The following is a 21051-nucleotide window of genomic DNA, read 5'->3' as shown; positions in this document are numbered from 1 at the left end:
CTGTGGGTTTATTCCCTTGCTGCGCAGGATTTAACCACCGAGTGTCACCTATAATCAAAAACTGGCGGGTTGAGTCATTGTCTTGGCCGGCACTTTTGCGCAAAATTTGCCCCCCTGAATTCACCATTTGGAGTACGTCGTGGACAAAGAAGAGTTGACCCTGTTCAGAGACATGGCCCGCCGGGCCTTCGAGCAGGAGATTGCCCCCCATTTCGAGCAGTGGGAAGAAGATCACCTGGTCCCCCGCGAGCTATGGCACACCCTCGGCGCAGCCGGCCTGTTGTGCCCCGACGTCGACGAGGCCTACGGCGGTGCCGGTACCACGCCGCACGTCACCCTGGCCCTGATCGAGGAGCTCTCTGCCATGGGCTTTGGCGGTATCGCCACCGGCACCGGCATCCACTCCAACATCGTGGCGCCCTACATCAGCCGCCACGGTACCGAAGAACAGAAGCAGCAGTGGCTCACCAAAATGGTGACCGGTGAGGCCGTGGGCGCACTCGCCATGACCGAACCCGGCGCCGGTTCCGACGTCCAGGGTATTCGCACCACCGCGGTACGCGACGGCGACGAGTGGGTCATCAACGGCTCCAAGATCTTCATCACCAACGGCATCCACGCCGACGTGGTCATCGTTGCCGCCCTCACCGACCCGGGCAAGGGCGCCAAGGGCACCAGCCTGTTCCTGGTGGATGCCAGCCTGCCCGGCTTCGAGAAGAGCAAGAAGATCGAGAAAATCGGCCAGCACACCTCCGACACTGCGCAGCTGTTCTTCCAGGACGTACGGGTACCTGCAAACGCCCTGCTGGGAGAGGAGAACAAGGGCTTCATGATCATGATGGAAGAGCTCCCCCGGGAGCGCCTCGGTATCGCCGCCCAGGCCGTCTCCGCTGCCGAGGGCGCGCTGGCGTGCACCGTCGAGTACGTGAAGGAACGCAAGGCCTTTGGCCAGAGCGTGAGCAGTTTCCAGAACACCCGCTTCAAGCTGGCGGATGTACGCACCGAGATCGCCCTCAATCGCGCCCTGTACGAACAGTGCGCCGACGAGTACAGTCGCGGCGAGCTGACCGCCGACAAGGCCGCCATGCTCAAGCTGGCCGCCTGCGAAATGCAGTGCAAAACCATCGACGACTGCCTGCAGCTGTTCGGCGGCTACGGCTACACCACCGAGTACCCGATCTCCCGCTACTACACCGACGCGCGTATCCAGCGCATCTACGGCGGCACCTCGGAGATCATGCGCGAGCTGGTAGCTCGCTCGATTCTCGGCCGCTGACAACCCCTGCCCGGTCCCCACCAGGGACCGGGCGCATCACACCACCTCCCCGACCAACCCCAGCCACACCAGCAGCAGAAAGCCCGCGGTTGCGGTCAGCCCGCACAGCAGGGTCGTTAGAATAATGATGTTCGCCGCCAGGGTACCGTTGCCCCGGGCGGCCACTACCATCACGAAGCTGGCCGCCGCCACGGGTGATGCCAGCAGCAGGAACAGCACACCCAGTGGCGGCCCTTCGACACCCATGCCCAGGGCCACCGCCATACCCAGCGCCGGCCCGACACAGAGCCGCCAAATGGCGGCCTCCCAGGTCAGGCGGCCCAGGCGATGCAGGGTATTGAGCTTGATGGCGCCGCCGATGGACACCAGGGTCAGGGGCAGGAAGTAATTGGAAAGCGCGTCGCCGGCATGGGTGAACAGTGGCGGTAACTGCCAGCTCGCCAGCGACGCCGCGACCCCGAGGGCGATACCAATCAGCAAGGGGTTGCGCAGCATGCCCAGGATCATCGCGCCGGGAGAACGCTGGCCACCGAGGGTGGCGTTGAGAACCGCTACTGCCAATACGTTATAGAGCGCCGTCATCACCGCCAGCGGCAGGGCCGCCAGCGCCAGGCCGGCTTCACCGTAGGCCGCGTGGCACAGGGCGATACCGACAATGGCGAGATTGGAACGATAGGACGCCTGCATGAAAATGCCGGTGTCATCCAGGGCAAAACCGCGCCAGCGGCAGTAGATCCAACTTGCGCCAAGGGTCAACAGTGTGGCCACGATGCCCGCCAGCAGGTAGCGGGCATCGGTGACCCGACTGTAGTCCACCGCTGCCGCGCTGATAAACAGCAGCAGGGGCAGGGCCGCATTAAATGCCAGGCGGGCGATAGCGTCGACGTGCTGCTGTTTCACCAGGCCGACACGGCGCAGCAGAACCCCCAGCAGCACCCACCCGAAGGTGGGGCCACTAACGGATAACGCAGTGAGGATCAGTTTGAGGGAATCGGAATCCGCCAATTCGGGAGTACAACCAATGCGCTGAAAACCCGATTATGCCAGTTCCTGCAGGGTCTCGCCGAGGGCACTGAGCAGACTGTCGATCTCGTCCTTCTCGATAACAAAGGGCAGGCCCAGCTGGATGGTGTCGCCACCGTAGCGCACGTAGAAGCCTTTCTCCCACATCTTCATCGCCACCTCGTAGGGACGCCGCGCGGGCTCACCGGGATAGGCCTGCAGTTGCAGGGCGCCGGCGAAACCGAAGTTGCGCACGTCGCTGACGTGGGGAGCACCCTGCAGGGTGTGCAGCCCGTTCTCGAAATAGGGCGCGAGTTCAGCCACCCGTGCCGGCAACTGCTCCTGTTCCAGCACATCCAGAGCAGCGATGGCCGCGGCGCAGGCGACTGGATGGGCCGAGTAGGTGTAACCGTGGGGGAACTCGAGCATGTACTCCGGCCCGCCCTGGGCCATAAAGGTCTGGTAGATATCGTCTTTCGCGATTACAGCCCCCATGGGAATGGCGCCATTGGTCAACTGCTTGGCCACATTCATGATGTCCGGCACCACACCAAAGGCCTCGGCCCCGGTCATGGCTCCACAGCGGCCGAAGCCGGTGATCACCTCGTCGAAGATCAACAGGATGTCATGGGCGTTGCAGATCTCACGCAGGCGCTTGAGGTAGCCCGCCGGTGGCGGGATTACCCCCGCGGAGCCGGCCATGGGCTCGACGATCACCGCGGCGATATTGGACGCATCGTGGAGTGCAATCAGTTCCAGCAGCTCGTCGGCCAGTTGCCAGCCAGCGGCCGGCATGCCGCGGGTGAACACGTTTTCCGGCAGCAGGGTGTGGGAAAGGTGGTCCGCGTCCACGCCCTGCCCGAACAGCTTGCGATTGGCGCCGATACCCCCGACCGAGATGCCGCCGAAATTCACCCCGTGATAGCCCTTGGAGCGGCCGATGAGCTTGGTCTTGGTCGGCTGGCCCTTGAGGCGCCAGTAGGCCCGCGCCATCTTCAGGGCGGTGTCGGCGCACTCGGAGCCGGAGTTGGTGAAGAATACGTAGTCCAGCCCGTCCGGGGTCAGCGACTTGATGCGGTTGGCGAGTTCAAAGGAGCGCGGCTGGCCAAACTGGAAAGCCGGTGAGTAGTCGAGGGTCTGCATCTGGCGGTGGACGGCCTCGGTAATCTCGGCGCGGTTGTGGCCGGCGCCACTGCACCACAGGCCGGAGAGGCCATCGAGGACCCTGCGACCGCGGTCGTCGATGTAATAGCAGCCCTCTGCCGCGACAATCATGCGCGGGTCGTCCTTGAACTGCCGGTTGCCGGTATAGGGCATCCAGTGCGCTTCCAGTTGCGCGCGGGTGAGGTGTTGGGTGTCTGGCATCTGGGTCATGGCCTTCCTGGTCCAGTGGTGGAAAAACACCCATTCTAGGGCCCGGCATTAGTTTCATAAATTAATGATTGAGAACCTATAGTTTCGTTATCATGAAACTTTTACCAGACGGCCAGCACGATGAAGAAACGCGCCCTCCTCGGCACCGTGACCGACAACGACCTGCGCCTGCTGCGGGTATTTCGCGCCGTGGTCGCCTGCGGCGGCTTCGCCGCGGCGGAGCTGGAGCTGAATATCAATCGCTCCACCATTTCACGCCATATCAAGGACCTGGAAACCCGCCTCGGGGTGACCCTTTGCCGCCGCGGTCGCGGCGGTTTCGCCCTCACCACCGAGGGACAGCAGGTCCACAGCAGTGCGCAAAAAATGATGTCGGCGATGGAGGACTTCCAGCACGAGGTGAACGACCTGCACCGGCAGTTGACCGGTAATGTCACGCTGGCCCTGTTCGACAAGACCGCCTCCAACCCCGACTGCAGGATCGCCACCGCGCTGGGACAATTCGACCAGCAGGCGCCCGATGTGCACCCGCAACTGCATGTGGAGCCCATTAACGCCATCGAGCGCGGTGTCATCGAGGGGCGCTATCACATCGGTATCATTCCGGAGCACCGCCCCTCCGCCAGCCTGCGTTACTTCCCCCTGTTCCGGGAGCAGATGTACCTCTACTGCGGGCCCGGCCACCCGCTCTTTACACGGCCACCGGACGCCGACGCCGTACGCCACAGCAAGTACGTGGGCATCGGTTATCACAGCCCCAACATGGAGGTGACACGCCAGTTGGGCCAGCAGCGCCAGGCCACTGCCTACGACCAGGAAGCCGTGGCCCACCTGGTGCTGTCGGGGGCCTACGTGGGCTACCTGCCGGCACATTACGCAGCGGCCTTCGAGGCCAGGGGGCAAATGCGCGCCCTGCTCCCGGAGACCTTTCAATACGTCTGTGAATTCAGCGCCATCCTGCGCCGCTCACCACCACCCAACCGGATTGTCAAAACGCTGCTCGACTGCCTGCTCAGCGCCCACGACAAGCCTGACACCGATACCTTGAATTGGGTATGATGCAGCTCGATCGCCCACACCCGCCCACACTGTAAAAAGGCCGTAACAAATGAACTCCCGCTTCCCTGCTCACGCCGTTTTCGCCGGCGCGCTCCTGTTGTTAGCCAGTGGCGCCAGCGCCCATGCCCCCACAGACATCGCCGGTGGATTCAGCAGCGGTTTTCTCCACCCGCTGATGGGCTGGGATCACGTCGCGGCGATGGTCGCGGTTGGCTTATGGGGAGCCTTCCTGGGGCGGCCGGCAATCTGGGTGTTGCCGGTGGTATTTCCCATGGTAATGGCGCTTGGCGGTGCCCTGGGGGTAGCGGGCATCCACCTGCCGGGCGTGGAAATCGGCATCGCCGGCTCGGCGCTGGTCCTCGGCCTGATGGTGCTGCTGGCCGCCAGGCCGCCGCTGGCAATCGCGGCCGTGATGGTGGGCATTTTTGCGATTTTTCACGGCCATGCCCACGGCACAGAGTTGCCGCACTCGGCCAGCCCGCTGGCCTACAGCGTAGGGTTTGTGCTCTCCACCGGCCTGCTGCACCTGGCGGGCATTGCCTTTGGCATGCTCACCAGCCTGCGCCTTGGCAAGCCCCTGGTACGTGCCGGCGGCGCCGTGATCGCCTGTGCCGGCGCCCTGTTCCTGGCACGCGCACTCTGAATGAAGCGCTGGTTGCTGGCCCTGGGGAGCCTGCTACCCCAACTGGCCTTTGCCCACAGCCCGATTGAGGGTATCGGCCACTTCTACGGCGGTTTGCTGCACCCGGTGATGGTGCTGCCCCACGCCCTCGCACTGCTCACCTTTGCCCTGCTGGTAGGGCAATGCGGTGTGAGCGCGATGCGTCGGGCCTACCCCCCTTTCCTGCTCACACTCGCCCTCGGCCTGACCCTGGCCGGATTGGAGGTGAGCACCGGACTGCCGCTGGAGCAATTGCTGTTGCTCAGCGGTTTGCTCTGCGGCCTGCTGGTGGCGCTACAGTGGAAATTGCCGCTGCTGGTATTCACCGTGCTGGGCGCCCTGCTGGGCCTGGTGATCGGACTCGATTCCGGGGTCGATGTGGGACTCAGCCGCCAGCAGACCTTTGCCGCCCTGCTGGGTTGCTGGGTGGGCGCGGCGATCGCCCTGATTGTTATCGCCGGCCTGGTGGAACTGTTACGCCGGCCCTGGCAGCGTATCGGTATCCGCATCGTGGGATCCTGGAGTTGTGCCAGCACCCTGCTGGTGCTGGCACTGGCCCTGCGCTGACTGGCCCTGCGCTAAAAGCCTACTCAGTCGCGGTAGCCGGTAATGGCCTTGGCGGCCTGGTAGGCAAAGGTCATGGCCGGCCCCAGGGTCGAACCCGGGCCGGGATAACAGGGCAGTGTCGGCGCGCTGCAGTTGCCGATAGCATAAAGCCCTGCAATCACTGAACCGTCTTCCCGGAGTACCTGGGCATCTGCATTGATGACCATACCCCCCTGGGTTCCGAAGTCGCCCGGATCAACCTTCATTGCATAATACGGGGCGGTGTCCACTGGTCCCAGGCAGGGATTGGGTGAAAAACGCGGATCGCCGTAGTAGCGATCGTAGGCCGCATCGCCACGCTGGCAGTCCAGGTCGACCCCCGTGCGGGCGTATTCGTTCATCTTGTCGACGGTTTTTTGCAGGCCATCCGGGTCGACATTGATCTTGCGGGCAAGCTCGGGAATGGTGTCGGCCTTGGCGAAAAAGCCCTCCTGCTCGTAGCGCCCCGGCAACATCCAGTCCGGCCGGAATTTGCTGTTGTACAGTGGCCCGACAAAATACCGCGCGCGGAAATTGGCGTCGAACACCTGCCAGCTGGGGCTGCAGGGGTAGGTCTCGCTGTGCTTGCGAAAGGTTTCGTGCTGGAACGCCATGTAATTCTGGGATTCGTTACCAAAGCGTTCCCCGGCGGGGTTCACCACCACAGAGCCCGGGTAGGACTTTTCCATGATGCTCAGGCGGGGTATCTCCTCGCCGGGCACGGAAATTGTGTTGCACCACCAGGCCTCGTTCATGCGGTGCATCTTCGCCCCCAGGCGGATGCCCTCGCGGATAGCGTCGCCGGTGTTCTCCTGCGCGCCCGCGCTCCAGCGGTGATCAGTAGGTTGTGGCAGGTATTGCTCGCGCATGGCCTGGTTGTGTTCGAAACCGCCCGCCGCCAGGATGACCGCCTTGCGCGCCTGGATACGCAGGGTCTGGCCGCCCCGCTCCACTTCAATACCCAGAACTTTGCCGTCCTCGTCGATCACCCGGGTCATTGCGGTGTTCAACCACAGGGGAATATCCCGGTCCTGCAGGGAAGCGCGCAGGCGCGCCACACCGGCACAGCCCGTCGCGAGACGGCGGTGGAATTTGTCTTTCAGGCGCCAGGGAATGTCCAGCAGGTAATCCAGTACCAGCCTGGCGGCGGTTTTCCACCAGCCTGGTTGCTGCCCAACCAACAATGCCGCCTCGACCTGGGTAATACCGATCAACCCGCCCAGGTGCATCATTGGATGGGTCCGGCGCAAGCGGCGCCACTCCTCACCGAGTTCGTCGGCATTGAAGGTTTCCGGTTCCATGGAGCGATGCCCCTCACGGGAGCCGTCCAGGTTGGTGTAGTAATCCGGGTAATGGGCCAGGGACACGTAGCGGACCCGGGTGCGCTGATGCAGGAACTCGACCATCTTGGGCCCGTTCTCGAGATAGGCGTCGAGCTGGTAGTCGGGCACTTCCTCTTCGGTGATCAACTGGCGCAAGTACTTGCGCGCATCTTCGATGGAGTCCTCTGCGCCCTGTTCCCTCGCGTAGCGATTGCACGGAATCCATACGCCGCCACCGGAAATGGAACTGGTACCGCCGTAAAGATTCGACTTTTCCACCACCAGGACGTCGCGGGCCCCCATTTCATAGCTACACAGGGCGGCCGTCTGGCCACCGTTGCCGGAACCGACGACCACCACATCAAAGCTGTAATCCCACTGCTGTCCTGCTGCCATGCACCACCTCGCAAAAATCAAGGCGCAATGGTAGCCCAGCCGCCCGCGATTTCGGTGCGGGGCCCCCGGTGAACACAGCAGAGGTTCAATAAATTGGCCGCCACAAGGGCCGCGGAATGAAAAGCTGGACCACAGTGCACCCGGCACGCACCGTGGTGGGGAACCCGCGCGGGCTTGCCTGCCGGCACCGCCACTGACTAAGATGGTGGTGGCAGGTCAGCGCCACCCCCTCTTACACCCCATCGACAAGGAATACTTCATGCGCAAGTTGTTACGTCACTCGTTTATTGCCGCCGCTACCCTGAGCTCCGTTATCCTGGCTCCCGCAGCCGTTTCACACTTTGACGACAAGGAACCGCTACAGTCAGCACGGCAGTCCTATTTTGCCCTGGTGGCAATGAACTTCGGCCCCATTGGCGCCATGATCAAGGGCGAAGCCCCCTGGGACGAGGCCAAACTGAAGCGCTACGCCGAAGACCTGGACAACCTGGGCGAACTGGATGTGCTGCGCTTCTTCGCCGAAGGCTCCGACAAGGGTACGACCCGGGCCAAGCCGGAAATCTGGAGCAACATGGACGATTTCTCCGACAAGTTCGCCGCCCTGGGCAAAGCGGCAGACCAATTGGAAGATGTGGTTGAGGACTCTGCGGGCGATCGCAAGGCCGTAGCCCAGGCCTTCGGTGAGGTCGGCAAGGCCTGTAAGGCCTGCCACGACGACTACAAGTCGAAGAACTACCTGTACTGAGTCTCCCCGCGGGGTAACCCGCTCACCAGTAACTGACCGGTGCCGGCACCAACGCCAGCAGGCCCCACAGCCCGGCACCGGCCAACACCACCAGCAGCAGTGCGCGCCACCAGGGCGCTGGCGGGGCGACTCCCTCGCGCCCGCTGGCATGCCCCCGCAACATGGCCTGGACCAACTTTTCACCGCGGCCCAACTGGTAGTAGCCGATGGCCAGCAGGTGCAGGCCGATCATTCCCAGCAACAGGTTGAAACACAGGTCGTGCAGGACGCCGAATAGATCCTGCCATTCGCTGCTCACCAGGTGCCGCAGGGGGCCGTCAAACAGGATGTCGTCGCCATTGAACAGGCCACTGACAACCTGCAGTAGCAGCAGCAATAACATCAACAGTATCGCCCAGCCCCCCAGGGGATTATGCCCTTCAGGGCCCGGCGCCTGTCCTTTCAGGTAAGCGAACACCCCGCCGGGACCGCGCACGAACGTGGCGAAGCGGGAAGCGCGGCTGCCCACCCAGCCCCAAGCCAGCCGGAATACGACAAGTACCAGCAACAGGTAACCTGTCCACTCGTGCCATTCCATGTGGCCTTCCTCCGCCGTCCACCAGGCCAGCGGGAGGGCCGCCACCAGCAGCCAGTGAAAAAGACGGGTTGGCCAGTCCCAGAGGGGGTGCGCTTCGTTCTGTTCAGACATTGTCCAGCCGCGGAAAGTGGGTATCAGTGGGTTGGTAAATATACTGCCAGCGGCGGTCGCGAAGAATGGCACGATGGCGGGCACCCGGTCGCGTCGCATCTCCCGCTTCATAACCGGCGTCGCCAGCGAACATGACGAGGGTTTCACCGTTTTCCTGACCGAACACCGGCAGGACCTGCAGCGGATCGCTGACCGGCGGCGAGGAGAGGAAAGCGTCGACACTGTCAAAGTGCTGTAACTGCCGCAGGGTGAGATAGGTGGGCGGCAGAATACCCAACTCCCCGGCCTCGTGTTGCGTCACTGCGTCCCTGAGGCCAATCCAGCACCAGTCATGGATTTCACTGCCGTCGATCACCACCCGCTCATCACTGGCAACCGGGGCGGCGTAGATCCAGGTATCGAAGCGTTTGGGTTCCACCACCGGAGTGATCCAGTTACTCAACAGGCGCATATCGTCGAGCCGGGGTTCCAGGCTCGCCTCCTCCATGGCCTCCCTGGCAGCCGCTACCCTCGCCGCCTGCTCGCAGTCGCCTTCGCAGGCGGCGAAATCCTGCTCCTCGATAGCGCCGCCGGGAAACACCCAGAACCCACCGGCAAACAGCAGGGCTTTGTTGCGCCGCAGCAGCAGGGTTTCCAGGCCATCGCCTGCGTCCCGCAGCAGCACGACAGTGCTGGCCAGACGCAGGGGTACGCTTGCCTTGCTCACCTCGGCGCTTGCAGCAGGTCCATGAGCGCCGTCACGGTCGCTTCTACGCCCAGCGTGACCGCCGGCTCCGGGGTGATCTTGAACAACGGAGAGTGGTGGGATGGTACCTGGGCACCGCCCGCCTCTTCGCGATCGAAGTCAGCCTGGGGAGTGCCGCCAACCGCGAAGTAGGTGCTGGGAATGTAGGGGTCCGTGGTGAAGAACGGAAAGTCTTCCGCACCCATGCCCTTGCGCTTCTCCGGCTCGGCGATGGTATCTGCGCCCAGTTTTTCAACCCAGACACTGCGCAGGCGCTGGGTCAGTTTGGTGTCGTTGATAGTGGGCGGCACCCACTCTTCGGACACGATCACCTCAGGCAGCTTGTCTTCCGGCAGACCGGCAACCCGGCCCATGTTTTCCGCCACCCGCTTGATTCCGTCCAACAGCACCTTGCGCGTTTCGAGGTTGTCGTTACGCACTGTCAGTTGCAGGCGAGCCTCGTCGGAGATGATGTTGTGCTTGGTGCCGGCGTGGAAAGCGCCGACGGTGATGACACCACCCTCACGCGGCGGCTTGTCGCGGCTGATCACGGTCTGCAGGGCCAACACGATCTGGCTGCCCAGCACCACAGGATCCACCCCGCGATGGGGGCTGGCGCCGTGAGCACCCACGCCGTGGATGATGATATCCACGGTGTCGGCGCCGGAGTACGGCGAGTCCTCGGTCACCCCGAGCTTGCCTGTTGGCAGCTCCGAAGTGACGTGAAGGGCCAGGGCGTAATCGGGCTTGCCGAAGCGCTGCCACAGATTGTCTTCCATCATCACCTTGGCGCCGCCAATCCGCTCCTCCGCAGGCTGGCCGATCAGCATCAGGGTACCGGACCACTGGTCCTTGCGCGCCGCCATGGCCCGCGCAGTACCTACCAGGGACGTGATGTGCACGTCGTGGCCACAGGCGTGCATGACGAACACTTCATTGCCGTCCCAGTCCACCTGCTTCGCCCGCGACGCGTTGGGCAGCCCGGACTTTTCCTCCACCGGTAGCCCGTCCATGTCGGCGCGCATCATGACCAGGGGCCCCGGACCATTTTCCATCATGGCAACGATGCCCGTGCCACCCACGCCTTCGGTGACCTCGAAGCCCACCGCGCGCAGCTCCTTGGCCATCCGGGCGGCGGTTTTGGTCTCCATCATGGAGAGCTCCGGATTGCGGTGGAAATAGTCAAACAGCGGACCGAGATGGGATTTATAATCGGCTTTCACCGCGTCACTGAGTTCACTGGCCGATTCACTGGCAAAGGCAACGGGAGTCGCCAGCAGGGTTCCGAGGGAGGCGGCGGCAAGCAGTTTGAGCGCTCGGGGCATGGGTAGTTTTCCTTGTAGACAAAAGCAAACAATGGCAACGGAGGCTATCAGAGCGGGCCAAAAGCGCAAGCGTAAACCACTGTTAACCCGGACAGACACCTCCTGCTTGCGGTAGAGTAGCCCAATTTCGAGAGCCAAAATGCCCACCAAAACTACCCTCTGGTTGCGTGCGGAGCACCGCGCCAGCGAGGCCCGCAGCCCACTGACTCCCGGCGATGCCGAGCAACTGCTGAACGCCGGTATACAGGTGGTGGTGGAACGCTCAGCCCGCCGCTGCTTTGACGACAACGACTACCTCGGCCTCGGCTGCCAGCTGGCCGAACCGGGAAGCTGGCGGGAGGCTCCCTCGGGCGCCTTCATACTGGGACTCAAGGAGTTGCCCGACGACAGCTCTCCCCTGCCGCACCGACACATCTACTTTGCCCACGCCTACAAACAGCAACCGGGCGCCGAAGCCCTGTTACAGCGGTTCCAGCACGGGGGTGGCGAGCTGCTGGACCTCGAGTATCTCGTGGATGGCAACGGGCGACGCCTGGCCGCCTTCGGCTACTGGGCCGGTTACCTGGGGGCGGCACTGGGGCTCCTGTGCTGGGCGGCGCAACAGCAACATGCGGAGCTGGCGATGGCCCCGGTAAGCCCCTGGGAGGATCGTCAGGCCCTGCTCGAACACCTGCGCCAGGTGACGGCATCGGCCGTGGGCCAGGCCCCTCCCCGCTGCCTGGTGATCGGCGCCGCCGGGCGCTGCGGCAGTGGCGCCCGCGCCCTGCTGGAAGCGCTGGCCCTGCCGGTAACCGGGTGGGACATCGAGGAAACCCGGGGGGGCGGGCCCTTCCCCGACATCCTGCAGTACGACCTGCTGGTAAACTGCGTGTTGTTGCAGGGCCCGATGCCGCCCTTCCTCACGCTGCCCCTGGTAAGCGAAGCGTCGCGCCGCCTGAGCGCAATCAGCGACGTCAGCTGTGATCCCGGCAGCCCCTATAACCCCCTGCCGCTGTACAGCGAGTGCACCTCCTTTGGCTCACCTGCGCAGCGCCTGCTGGAAGATGGACTACCACTCGATATGGTCGCCATCGACAACCTGCCCTCCCTGCTGCCGCGGGAGTCCAGCGCCGATTTCAGCGCCCAGTTGCTGCCCGCGCTGCTACAATTGCCCCACTTCCCAGCCGCCCCCTGGCAGGCCAACCGCAACCTTTTCCTGCAACACTGCCAAACACTCAAGGAATCCTGACATGCCCACCGTACACTGGCTCGGCGCCGGCCTCTCCAGCGCTCCCGGTATTCGCCGCCTGGCCGGCGGCGACACGCCGCTGGTCCTCTGGAACCGCACCCCGGCCCGGGCCCGGGCCACCGTTGCCGGCCTGCCCAACCCACCCGGGATTCGCGAACTGGACTTTAGCGCCCTGTCCGCTGCGGTTAACCCGGGGGACGTGCTGGTTTCCATGTTACCGGCGGACCTGCACCTGAAAGTGGCACGGCTGGCCCTGGATAGCGGCGCCCACTTTATCTCGAGTTCGTACATTGCCCCCGACATGCAGGACCTGGACAGCGAGGGCAGGACCAGGGGACTGTGCCTGGTGAACGAGGTGGGCCTCGACCCGGGCCTCGACCACCTGCTGGCGCACCGGCTCCTGCACGCTTACCGCCCCCTGCACCAGGAAGGCCACCGCCTGCGTTTTCGCTCATGGTGCGGCGGCTTTCCCGCCCTGGCGAATGACTTTCGCTACAAGTTCAGCTGGTCGCCCGTGGGCGTGCTGCGCGCACTGCGCTCCCCCTCACGCTGCGTGGAGAACGGTAAAGAGAAGATCGTACAGCGCCCCTGGCAGGGCCTGAGCCGATACGAAGCGGCGCTACCGGGCGGACACGAGCAGTTCGAGGCCTACGCCAACCGCGACTCCCTGCCCTTCATCAACCAGTACGGATTTGACGCCGGGTGGAAGCTGGACCAATTCGTGCGCGGCACCCTTCGCCTGGACGGCTGGGCGGCCGCCTGGCGCCCGCTGTTCGAGGAACTCGACACCCTGGAAGGCGAATCCGGTGAACTGCGCCTGCAGGCATTGGGCGCCGAACTGTGGGAGAAGTACGCCTACGACGAGGGCGAGGCAGACCGGGTGGTGCTGTGCGTGGAACTGGAAGCCCTGGACGGGGACACCTGCGCCTGGCACGGCGGCCTGTGTATCGACGCCCGGGGCAATGACACCGGCTCGGCGATGGGTCGCCTGGTGTCCCATACAGTGAGTTTCGCGGTGGACAGCGTGCTGGCCGGGGAGTTGCCGAGTGGCGTGAGTGCCGCCCCTGCGGACCCGGCGCTGATCGACAAGTGGTTGTGCGCCCTGGCGGAGCTGGGGGACGAGGTGCACACCCTGCCCCGCAGCTGAGGCTCTCTACTTAACCCAGGCGATCGGCCATCGACAGGTCATAGCCGAGTTGCCGGGCCCGTTCCCGGGCCTCGGCGCGTTCCGGCGCAGGTCGGGAGGCCACCCACAGGTTGGTGGAGCGGGTCCCACTGCGGCAGAACGCCAGCACCGGGCCGCCCTCATCGAAGGCCGCGGCAATATCGGCGAGTTGCGCGCCCGGGAAATTCATCGCCGTCACCGGCAGAAAACGGTACTCGAGCCCCGCCGCCTCGGCCGCTGCCGCCATTTCGGCGCTGCTGGGCTGCCCGGGGACTTCACCATCCGGGCGGTTGTTGAACACGACCTTGAAACCAGCCTCGGCAATGGCCGGCATATCCGCCGGCGAAATCTGCTCGGAGGCGGCCACCGTGTCACTCAGGGGAATAATTCTCATGGCTGTCGTTCCGTTCTCTGCTGCGCAACCTAGGGCTTATACAGGGCTTCCAGTATCTGGTCCACCGTAAATGACGCCGGGCGCTGGCGCGGCGGGAATTCCTGCAGCGACCTGACGAAGGCACCCACGGCAACCTGCGCCTTCATCCCCTGCGGCCCGATCTTGTGATCCCACCACACGTTGTAGCTGTTGGAGTCCGTGTCCGCGCGCTCGAAGGGATCGCGGCGCAGGTGGAATACCTTGGGTATCCGCAGAGGGACGAAGGGGTCGCGCCACACATCGAATTTTTTCGCGCGCTGCTCGGCGAACACCATTTTCCAGTCACCGATACGTGAAGCGGTCAGCTGACCATCGTCGCTGAAATAGAAGAATTCCTGTCGTGGCGCCTCGTCGGTCTTGCCGGTCAGATAGGGCAGGAAATCGTATCCATCGAGGTGCACCCTGAAGGATTTGTCGCCCACGCGCTTGCCTTTTTTGAGTTCCGCTTTCACCTCGTCATCACCGGCTGCCGCCATCAGCGTCGGCACCCAGTCCAGGTGGGACATCACGTCGTTACTGATGCGTCCGGACGGAATCCGGTCGGGCCAGCGCACCATGGCTGGCACCCGGAAGCCCCCTTCCCAGTTGGTGTTCTTTTCACCGCGGAAGGGCGTGATAGCTGCGTCCGGCCACTGGTTGAAATGGGGGCCGTTGTCCGTGGTGTAGAGCACAATGGTGTTATCGGCAATGCCGAGTTGGTCCAGTCTGGCCAGGAGCTGCCCCACGTGACCGTCGTGTTCCATCATGGCGTCGTTATAGAAGCCCTGGCCACTGGCGCCCAGCTGTTCGTCCTTGACGTGGGTGTAGTAATGCATGCGCGTGGAGTTGAACCAGACGAAGAAGGGTTTTTCAGCTTCGTGGGCACGGTCGATGAAATCCAGCGATGCCGCCAGAAACTCTTCGTCCACGGTCTCCATACGCTTGCGGGTCAGTGGGCCGCTGTCTTCGACCCGGCCGTCAGCGTAGCTGTGAATCACGCCGCGGGGGCCAAAGCGCTTGCGGAATGCCGGGTCCTGGGGATAGTCCGGATCTTCGGGGTTTTCTTCCGCATTCAGGTGGTAGAGATTGCCGAAGAACTCGTCAAAGCCATGGTTGGTGGGCAGGAACTCATCCCGGTCACCCAGGTGGTTCTTGCCGAACTGGCCACTGGTGTACCCCAGTGGGCGCAGCAGTTCAGCCAGCGTGGGATCTTCGGGCTGCAAGCCGATATCCGCTCCCGGTACCCCCACCTTGGTGAGGCCGGTGCGCAGCGGGTGCTGGCCGGTAATGAAGGCCGAGCGACCGGCAGTGCAGCTCTGCTCGCCATAATAATCGGTGAAGATCGTGCCTTCGTTGGCAATCCGGTCAATGTTCGGTGTCTGGTAGCCCATCTGCCCCATGCTGTAGCGGCTGATGTTCCACATACCGATATCGTCACCGAAAATGACCAGAATGTTGGGCTTTTCCGCCGCCAGAGAGACCTGGCAAACAATGGCAAGCGACAGGGTCGCCAGCAGGCGACCAAGGCGGGAACACGTAGGCATGCTTGTTATCCTTCTATCTATTTACATGAACGCTGTACGACCGGCCTCCGGCGCGAGCGCAACATAGGAGGCTACCGCAGGTCGGACGCCAAACACTGTAGCCCAGTTGACAGTGTTTTACCCGGCCCCGACTTCTGCCACACCATGGCGATGGCGCCGCCAGAGCCCCCCTTGGCAACGCCATAGAGCAGTACCGCGGGAATGCTGACGAGATAGAAAAAGGGCTCGGTCAGCAAGGGGCAATCAATCGACCAGGCCGAACTCGTCGCGCAACACCGCGATGATTTCCGCCTTGGGATTGTCAGAAATGGTCAGCTTGTCTCCGATGACGCGCTCGGCGATGCCCACGTAGGTCCGGGACAACTCCATCAGTACCGCCTCTGGCAGGTCGTTGTCCCGCGCCAGCGCCTGGCGTTCGGCCATGCGGTCCTTGTTGAGGAGAATGTCGCTGTCGGGGAAATGGTTCAGCAGCATCTGGCGGAAGCCCTCCTTGGAATTCTCCACGATGCGACCGTTGCGCCAGGCGGGGCCATCCCAGATACGGGAGGAATCCGGAGTGCCGACCTCGTCCATGTAGATCAGTTTTTCCTGGCCGGAGGCGTCGGTGACATAGCCGAACTCGAATTTGGTATCGACAAAAATCTGGTCGAGTTTGGCCAACTCGGCGCTGATGACGTCAAAGCCCTCACGCAGCAGGGTTTCATAGCGATCGATATCCGCCGGGCTGCTGAAGTTGAAGGCGGCGTAGTTGGCCTCAAGGTCGCCCCGGGTGACATTCACGTCATCCACCGCCGGCACACCGGGTATCCCTTCGAGGATGCCCTTGGTGGATGGGGTAATCAGTAACTCCGGCAGTTTCTGGTCGCGTTGCAGGCCGTCGGGAATGGCGATACCACAGAACTCGCGCTCGCCCTTCTCGTAGGCGCGCCACATGGAACCCGTAATGTACTGGCGGGCAATGGCCTCGATCATTACCGGCCGGGCTTTCTGCACGATCCACACCAGGGGATGGGGGATCTCCAGGATATGGCTGTCGGCCAGGCCCCGCTCACGGAACAGGCGGAACCAGTGGTTGGAGATGGCATTGAGTGCTGCGCCCTTGCCGGGCACCCCCTTCAGGCCGCCCTCGCCGTGCCAGATACAGTCGAAGGCGGAAATCCGGTCGGAGATCACCATGATCGCCAGCGGTGCGTCGGCGGTGACGTTATAGCCGCGATCAGCGACCAGCCGGGCACTGTCCTCGGGCGTCAGCCAGTAAACCGAGCGCACCTTGCCGCTGTGCACCGGTTGCGCGGTGCGAATGGGAAGATCGTTGTTAACCGACAATACCTTGTCTGCAAGACTCATGTGAATGTCCTGATCTGTGATGAAAGCCTGGAAAATCCGTGGGGCACGGCCGGTGCAGGAAACGCGCGAATCATAGCAAAATCACCCGCATCGGGCATCCCTGGCGTGGAGCCGGTTTGTCGCTGCCGACCCTGTCCACTATCATTGCCCGCCCATGAATTGCAGCCGCCGCCCTCTCCGACCGGGCGCCATTACTCACTGGATTTCCCCATGCATTCACGCCCTTTCTCGCGAATCCTGTTTCTGCGCAGCCGGCTATTGCGGGTCCTGGCCCTGCCGGCACTACTGCTGTCCCAGGGCGCTGCCGGCAACACCTCCCTGGCTGACTGCGCCCTGATCCGGGACGACGCCCTGCGCCTGGGATGCTACGACGCCCTCGCCGCAGCGCAAGCTGCCGTTACCGACCCGACGGCCAATAACGCCCCGGAACAGGAGCTGCTGCAGGAGGAAGGCCCGGGTCGCAAGGAGCTGCTGGCGGGCGAGCGCCTGCGCCAGGAGGAAGCCACCGCGTACAACGCTTTCGTACTGACGCCCCACCACCGCAACTACCTGTTACCGGTAACCTACAATGCCAGGCTGAATGAGGAGCCCTGGGACCTGCAGTACCCCGGCGAGGACATGCAGGAGACCGAGGCCAAGTTCCAGTTCAGTGTAAAGGCCCTGGTCTGGAAGGATATCTTTGGCGAACACGGCAGCCTCTGGGCGGGCTATACCCAGCAGAACTGGTGGCAGGTCTATAACGAGTCGTCACCCTTCCGCGAGACCAATTACCAGCCGGAGGCCTTCCTGACCTTCGCCAATGACTGGCAGGTGCTCGGTTTCACCAATACCGTGTTGAGCCTTGGCATCAATCACCAGTCAAACGGCCAGGGCGGCGACCTCTCCCGCAGTTGGAACCGGGTGATGGCCGGGGCGGTGTTCGAGCGCGAACGAATGACCCTGAGCGCCCGCGCCTGGTACCGCCTGCCCGAGAAAGAGGAGGATGACGACAACCCGGACATCCTCGACTACTACGGCTATGGCGACCTTACCGGCGTCTGGAAGTACCGACAGCACGAGTTTTCACTGATGGTGCGCAACAACCTGCGCAGCGACAACAAGGGTGCGGTGGAAGCGGAGTGGTCCTTCCCCATCAGCCCCCGCTTCAAGGGCTACGTGCAGTACTTCTACGGTTACGGTGAAAGCCTGATCGATCACGACCACCTGACCAACCGGATCGGCATCGGCATTTCACTCACCGACCTGCTATAACCTGGTTCTGGATCGCTGGGCGTTTTTTATCTCGGCGAAGGGACGGTAGGTCACCGGTTCGCGCTCACCGGTCCGCCGGTGTTCCCGCAGGTGCAGGGCGATATCCACCGCCAGCTTCAGCAGGACCAGCACCACCAGCATCGCCAGGGGCTCCCCCAGGGCCGCCACTGCGATGCCCCCGATGATCACGGCGATGTGCAGAATGACGATGCGTCCATAGGGGGCGGACATCAGCGCCTTGATCCCCAGGCGATCGCGCTCGTCGGCCAGCAGGAAATTGAGCACGAACGACACACCGTGGCTGACCATCAACCCGGCGAAGGCCACCAGCCAGGCGGGCGGCGCATATTCCAGCACCTGCCGGACCACGCTCACCAGTAGTTCGAGGAAAATGAAGAAGAAAGGCCAGTGCCCGTCGCCAGACAGGAATTCCATGTCCGGATTGACCAGCATGGTCATGATGAACAGCCCGTGGACGGCGCAAAAACCACCGTAGTGAATGCTGAAAAACAGGCCGGAAAACAAGCCGCCGATCGGCGAGGTAATCAGCATTTTCAACAGGGTATAGAAACCCAGCACGAGGTTTTCCGACCAGTACAGCACCATCAGGGAGCCGACATCCCAATCCAGTGCCAACACGCCATAGATCGGCAGCAGGTTGACCAGGACCAGCAAGGCCAGGGTCGCGTTGCGGCGGAAACCCGAGTACAGCAATTTATGGGTCGTGCTGCTTTCTTGCACAAGTTTTCCTGTTCGTAGTCGGCCAAGCCTGCTGCCAACGGCGCAAAAAGGCTAGAATAGCCCAGCCCTGCCCCAGCGGCATCCACGCCCCGGCAGGTTTGCGAGCCAAGTCACTATAAGAAGCAGGATGTAGATGTAATGAAGGCCGTTTCCCGCCAACTCGTGCTGTTACCACTTATCGGCTGCAGCCTCGCTGCCGCTGCCGAGACCGGCCAGCGCGAACAGGAACAGGTGCTGGTCACCGCGACCCGCACACCACGCGACGCTCTGCGGCTTCCGCTCAGCCACAGCACGGTCGACGAGGAGGCCATTGAACTCACCGCCGCGGTGCACGCCAATGAACTCATGCAGCGGGTGCCAGGCACCTGGATCAGCCGCGGCAATGGCCAGGAAAGCCTGACCGCCCTGCGCTCACCGGTCCTGACCGGCGCCGGCGGCTGCGGCTCCTTCCTGATGGCGGCCGACAGTATCAGCCTGCGAGCTCCCGGCTTCTGCAACGTCAACCAGTTGTTCGACGCCAACCTTGAACAGGCCGGCCGGGTCGAGGTCATCAAGGGCCCCGCCACCGCACTGTACGGTACCAGCGCCATGCACGGCGTAATCAACGTACTGTCGCCGGAACCCGCCGAAGACCCGCTGCAGACCCTGTCGCTGGAGGGAGGCCCCAACGACTACTACCGGGGAGCCTACCGCTACAGCGGGACCCACGGCGCCCATGGTATCGACCTGCGGGCCAATGGCAGCACTGACGGCGGTTACCTCGACGATGCCGGCTACGACCAGCAGAAGTTGAGCCTTCGCCACGACTACAGCGGCAGCGAGTGGAATTTCCGCTCGCTACTGGAGGGCAGCAACCTCAACCAGGAGACCGCGGGCTTTATCACCGGCTACAAGGTCTACGAAGACGACGACCTGCGCCGCGACAATCCCAATCCCGAAGCCTACCGCGACGCCTGGTCGGTACGGGCCTACAGCCAGGCTTCACGGGAGCTGGGGAACGGTGTACTGCTGCAGGTCACCCCCTACTACCGCAATAACCGCATGACGTTCCTCCAGCATTTCCTGCCCTGGAAGGCAGTGGAGGACAACGGCCACGAAAGTCTCGGCCTGCGCACCCTGGTACAGGGCCAGGCGGATCAGCTGACCTGGATCGCGGGCGCGGAAGCGGAGTTTACCGATGGCTGGCTGAAGGAAACCCAGGCCCGGGACTTCAGCCCCAACCAGCCCGCCGGGGTGCACTACGACTACTCGGTGGATGCTCTCACCGCCGCCCTGTTTACCCAGCTGAGCTGGCAACTCAGCGAACGCTGGACCCTGGACGGCGGCCTGCGCTACGAGGACACCCGCTACGACTACAGCAATCACACCGGCGACGGCCCCGCCTGTGCCCCCGAGGCCAGCGCCTGTCGCTTTTTCCGGCCGTCGGACCGGAAAGACAACTTTGACGACATCTCGGTCAACCTGGGCGGGGCCTATGAATACCGCCCGCAACAGGTCCTGTTCGCCCGGGCCGCCAACGGCTTCCGGGCACCGGAAACGGCGGAACTCTATCGCCTGCAGGCCGGCCAGCAGGTGGCCGACCTGGACTCGGAACAGATCACCAACATCGAAGTGGGCCTGCGCGGCAGCGTTGCCGGCAGCCTGGACTACAGTGTCTCGCTGTACCACATGCGCAAGGACGACGTGATCTTCCAGGATGCCGACCGCTTTAACGTCAGTGGCGCTCGCACCCTGCACCGCGGCGCTGAACTAGCGCTGGATTACCGCTTTCTGGAGCAGTGGTACGCTGGCCTCGACTTTACGGTCGCCAAGCACAGCTACGACAACAACCCGCCGCTGCTGGGGTTGAACGAGAACATTGACGGCAACGACATCGATACCGCCCCGCGGCGCTTCGGCAGTGCCCGCCTGGGGTGGCGCGGTGAGTCGGCCACCGCCGAGCTGGAGTGGGTCTACCTCGACAGGTACTACCTTGAGCCTACCAACAGTTTCCAGTACGACGGTCACAACCTGCTCAACCTGCGAGCGTCCACCGCCCTCAGTCACGGGCTGTCGGCGAGCGTGCGGGTGACCAATCTGCTGGATGAAGACTACGCCGAGCGGGCCGACTTTGGTTTTGGCGAATACCGCTACTTTGTCGGCCAGCCCCGGGGGGTCTACCTGGCGCTGGACTATCGTCTGGGTGGTTAAGCGTCTGGGGGGCTAA

General features: G+C 63.3%; 19 protein-coding genes. 9 read left to right on the top strand and 10 right to left on the bottom strand.

All coding sequences use genetic code 11. The annotated features are described in order from the left end of the window. The first annotated feature begins 139 nt into the window (after positions 1-139). The gene (locus FV139_RS06615) at positions 140-1276 is read left to right on the top strand and encodes an acyl-CoA dehydrogenase family protein (protein WP_213004040.1); all 1137 of its coding nucleotides are present in this window, start codon (positions 140-142) and stop codon (positions 1274-1276) included. A gap of 36 nt (positions 1277-1312) precedes the next feature. Here FV139_RS06615 and FV139_RS06610 read toward each other — a convergent pair whose 3' ends face one another. Beyond that, a complete protein-coding gene (locus FV139_RS06610) occupies positions 1313-2281 on the bottom strand; it encodes an AEC family transporter (protein WP_235898568.1) in 969 nt (322 codons plus the stop codon). Positions 2282-2314: 33 nt separating this feature from the next. Beyond that, complete coding sequence (locus FV139_RS06605; protein ID WP_148067460.1) at positions 2315-3652, bottom strand: aspartate aminotransferase family protein; 1338 nt, start codon at positions 3650-3652, stop codon at positions 2315-2317. 120 nt (positions 3653-3772) lie between these two features. Here FV139_RS06605 and FV139_RS06600 point away from each other — a divergent pair, with 120 nt between their 5' ends. Genes FV139_RS06600 through FV139_RS06590 form a run of 3 tightly spaced genes read left to right on the top strand, consistent with a single transcriptional unit; the run spans position 3773 to position 5939 of the window. Continuing rightward, a complete protein-coding gene (locus tag FV139_RS06600) occupies positions 3773-4711 on the top strand; it encodes a LysR family transcriptional regulator (protein WP_148067459.1) in 939 nt (312 codons plus the stop codon). A 49-nt stretch (positions 4712-4760) separates the two neighbouring features. Next, positions 4761-5354, top strand: coding sequence for a HupE/UreJ family protein (locus FV139_RS06595; RefSeq protein WP_148067458.1), 594 nt, complete (start codon positions 4761-4763; stop codon positions 5352-5354). Next, positions 5355-5939, top strand: coding sequence for a HupE/UreJ family protein (locus FV139_RS06590; protein WP_148067457.1), 585 nt, complete (start codon positions 5355-5357; stop codon positions 5937-5939). A gap of 23 nt (positions 5940-5962) precedes the next feature. Here the strand turns inward: FV139_RS06590 and FV139_RS06585 are convergent, their stop codons facing one another. Next, positions 5963-7675 (bottom strand): FAD-binding protein, encoded by a 1713-nt coding sequence (locus FV139_RS06585; RefSeq protein ID WP_148067456.1) that lies wholly within the window; start codon positions 7673-7675, stop codon positions 5963-5965. A 259-nt stretch (positions 7676-7934) separates the two neighbouring features. Between FV139_RS06585 and FV139_RS06580 the strand changes: the two genes are divergently transcribed. Continuing rightward, complete coding sequence (locus FV139_RS06580) at positions 7935-8420, top strand: c-type cytochrome (RefSeq protein ID WP_148067455.1); 486 nt, start codon at positions 7935-7937, stop codon at positions 8418-8420. 22 nt (positions 8421-8442) lie between these two features. Here FV139_RS06580 and FV139_RS06575 read toward each other — a convergent pair whose 3' ends face one another. From FV139_RS06575 to FV139_RS06565, 3 genes are read right to left on the bottom strand one after another with little or no spacing between them, the layout of a single operon-like run. Next, on the bottom strand, positions 8443-9108 hold the full coding sequence (locus FV139_RS06575) for a cytochrome b/b6 domain-containing protein (protein WP_187276431.1): 666 nt from the start codon (positions 9106-9108) through the stop codon (positions 8443-8445). After that, positions 9101-9814, bottom strand: coding sequence for an NUDIX hydrolase (locus tag FV139_RS06570; RefSeq protein WP_148067453.1), 714 nt, complete (start codon positions 9812-9814; stop codon positions 9101-9103). Before FV139_RS06570 ends, FV139_RS06575 begins: the two co-directional genes overlap by 8 nt. Next, positions 9811-11157 carry an amidohydrolase gene (locus tag FV139_RS06565; RefSeq protein ID WP_148067452.1) on the bottom strand — a complete coding sequence of 449 codons (1347 nt, stop codon included), beginning with the start codon at positions 11155-11157 and terminating at the stop codon, positions 9811-9813. The genes FV139_RS06570 and FV139_RS06565 overlap by 4 nt, the downstream gene beginning before the upstream one ends. 139 nt (positions 11158-11296) lie before the next feature. Between FV139_RS06565 and FV139_RS06560 the strand changes: the two genes are divergently transcribed. Both FV139_RS06560 and FV139_RS06555 read left to right on the top strand, forming a co-directional pair. Next, positions 11297-12385, top strand: a complete 1089-nt coding sequence (locus tag FV139_RS06560; protein WP_148067451.1) for a saccharopine dehydrogenase — start codon at positions 11297-11299, stop codon at positions 12383-12385. 1 nt (position 12386) lies between these two features. After that, complete coding sequence (locus FV139_RS06555) at positions 12387-13532, top strand: saccharopine dehydrogenase family protein (RefSeq protein ID WP_148067450.1); 1146 nt, start codon at positions 12387-12389, stop codon at positions 13530-13532. Between the two features lie 10 nt (positions 13533-13542). Here FV139_RS06555 and FV139_RS06550 read toward each other — a convergent pair whose 3' ends face one another. From FV139_RS06550 to FV139_RS06535, 3 genes are all read right to left on the bottom strand, one after another. After that, complete coding sequence (locus tag FV139_RS06550; protein ID WP_148067449.1) at positions 13543-13944, bottom strand: TIGR01244 family sulfur transferase; 402 nt, start codon at positions 13942-13944, stop codon at positions 13543-13545. Positions 13945-13973: 29 nt separating this feature from the next. Beyond that, positions 13974-15506: an arylsulfatase gene (locus FV139_RS06545; protein WP_148067448.1), complete on the bottom strand. Its 1533-nt coding sequence runs from the start codon at positions 15504-15506 to the stop codon at positions 13974-13976. Between the two features lie 243 nt (positions 15507-15749). After that, entirely contained in the window at positions 15750-16853 is a 1104-nt protein-coding gene (locus FV139_RS06535) for a phosphoribosylaminoimidazolesuccinocarboxamide synthase (protein ID WP_148067447.1), read from the bottom strand. Between the two features lie 210 nt (positions 16854-17063). On the opposite strand from FV139_RS06535, the gene FV139_RS06530 reads away from it, so the two are divergent. After that, positions 17064-18104 (top strand): phospholipase A, encoded by a 1041-nt coding sequence (locus FV139_RS06530; protein ID WP_148067446.1) that lies wholly within the window; start codon positions 17064-17066, stop codon positions 18102-18104. Here FV139_RS06530 and FV139_RS06525 read toward each other — a convergent pair. Further along, a complete protein-coding gene (locus FV139_RS06525) occupies positions 18099-18845 on the bottom strand; it encodes a DUF6498-containing protein (protein WP_148067445.1) in 747 nt (248 codons plus the stop codon). The two genes, FV139_RS06530 and FV139_RS06525, sit on opposite strands and share 6 nt — an antisense overlap. A gap of 138 nt (positions 18846-18983) precedes the next feature. Between FV139_RS06525 and FV139_RS06520 the strand changes: the two genes are divergently transcribed. After that, positions 18984-21035: a TonB-dependent receptor gene (locus tag FV139_RS06520; RefSeq protein WP_148067444.1), complete on the top strand. Its 2052-nt coding sequence runs from the start codon at positions 18984-18986 to the stop codon at positions 21033-21035. Positions 21036-21051 lie beyond the last annotated feature (16 nt).

Source organism: Parahaliea maris, from assembly GCF_008064665.1.
Classification (GTDB): domain Bacteria; phylum Pseudomonadota; class Gammaproteobacteria; order Pseudomonadales; family Halieaceae; genus Parahaliea; species Parahaliea maris.
Note: the sequence above shows the minus strand (reverse complement) of the source record. Positions and strands in the feature narration are given on the sequence as shown.

What these genes read in the sequence shown, in the direction of transcription:
- FV139_RS06605 (WP_148067460.1), bottom strand. Translation starts at nt 3,652, where the DNA reads ATGACCCAGATGCCAGACACCCAACACCTCACCCGCGCGCAACTGGAA.
- FV139_RS06600 (WP_148067459.1), top strand. Translation starts at nt 3,773, where the DNA reads ATGAAGAAACGCGCCCTCCTCGGCACCGTGACCGACAACGACCTGCGC.
- FV139_RS06595 (WP_148067458.1), top strand. Translation starts at nt 4,761, where the DNA reads ATGAACTCCCGCTTCCCTGCTCACGCCGTTTTCGCCGGCGCGCTCCTG.
- FV139_RS06590 (WP_148067457.1), top strand. Translation starts at nt 5,355, where the DNA reads ATGAAGCGCTGGTTGCTGGCCCTGGGGAGCCTGCTACCCCAACTGGCC.
- FV139_RS06585 (WP_148067456.1), bottom strand. Translation starts at nt 7,675, where the DNA reads ATGGCAGCAGGACAGCAGTGGGATTACAGCTTTGATGTGGTGGTCGTC.
- FV139_RS06580 (WP_148067455.1), top strand. Translation starts at nt 7,935, where the DNA reads ATGCGCAAGTTGTTACGTCACTCGTTTATTGCCGCCGCTACCCTGAGC.
- FV139_RS06575 (WP_187276431.1), bottom strand. Translation starts at nt 9,108, where the DNA reads ATGTCTGAACAGAACGAAGCGCACCCCCTCTGGGACTGGCCAACCCGT.
- FV139_RS06565 (WP_148067452.1), bottom strand. Translation starts at nt 11,157, where the DNA reads ATGCCCCGAGCGCTCAAACTGCTTGCCGCCGCCTCCCTCGGAACCCTG.
- FV139_RS06560 (WP_148067451.1), top strand. Translation starts at nt 11,297, where the DNA reads ATGCCCACCAAAACTACCCTCTGGTTGCGTGCGGAGCACCGCGCCAGC.
- FV139_RS06555 (WP_148067450.1), top strand. Translation starts at nt 12,387, where the DNA reads ATGCCCACCGTACACTGGCTCGGCGCCGGCCTCTCCAGCGCTCCCGGT.
- FV139_RS06550 (WP_148067449.1), bottom strand. Translation starts at nt 13,944, where the DNA reads ATGAGAATTATTCCCCTGAGTGACACGGTGGCCGCCTCCGAGCAGATT.
- FV139_RS06545 (WP_148067448.1), bottom strand. Translation starts at nt 15,506, where the DNA reads ATGCCTACGTGTTCCCGCCTTGGTCGCCTGCTGGCGACCCTGTCGCTT.
- FV139_RS06535 (WP_148067447.1), bottom strand. Translation starts at nt 16,853, where the DNA reads ATGAGTCTTGCAGACAAGGTATTGTCGGTTAACAACGATCTTCCCATT.
- FV139_RS06530 (WP_148067446.1), top strand. Translation starts at nt 17,064, where the DNA reads ATGCATTCACGCCCTTTCTCGCGAATCCTGTTTCTGCGCAGCCGGCTA.
- FV139_RS06520 (WP_148067444.1), top strand. Translation starts at nt 18,984, where the DNA reads ATGAAGGCCGTTTCCCGCCAACTCGTGCTGTTACCACTTATCGGCTGC.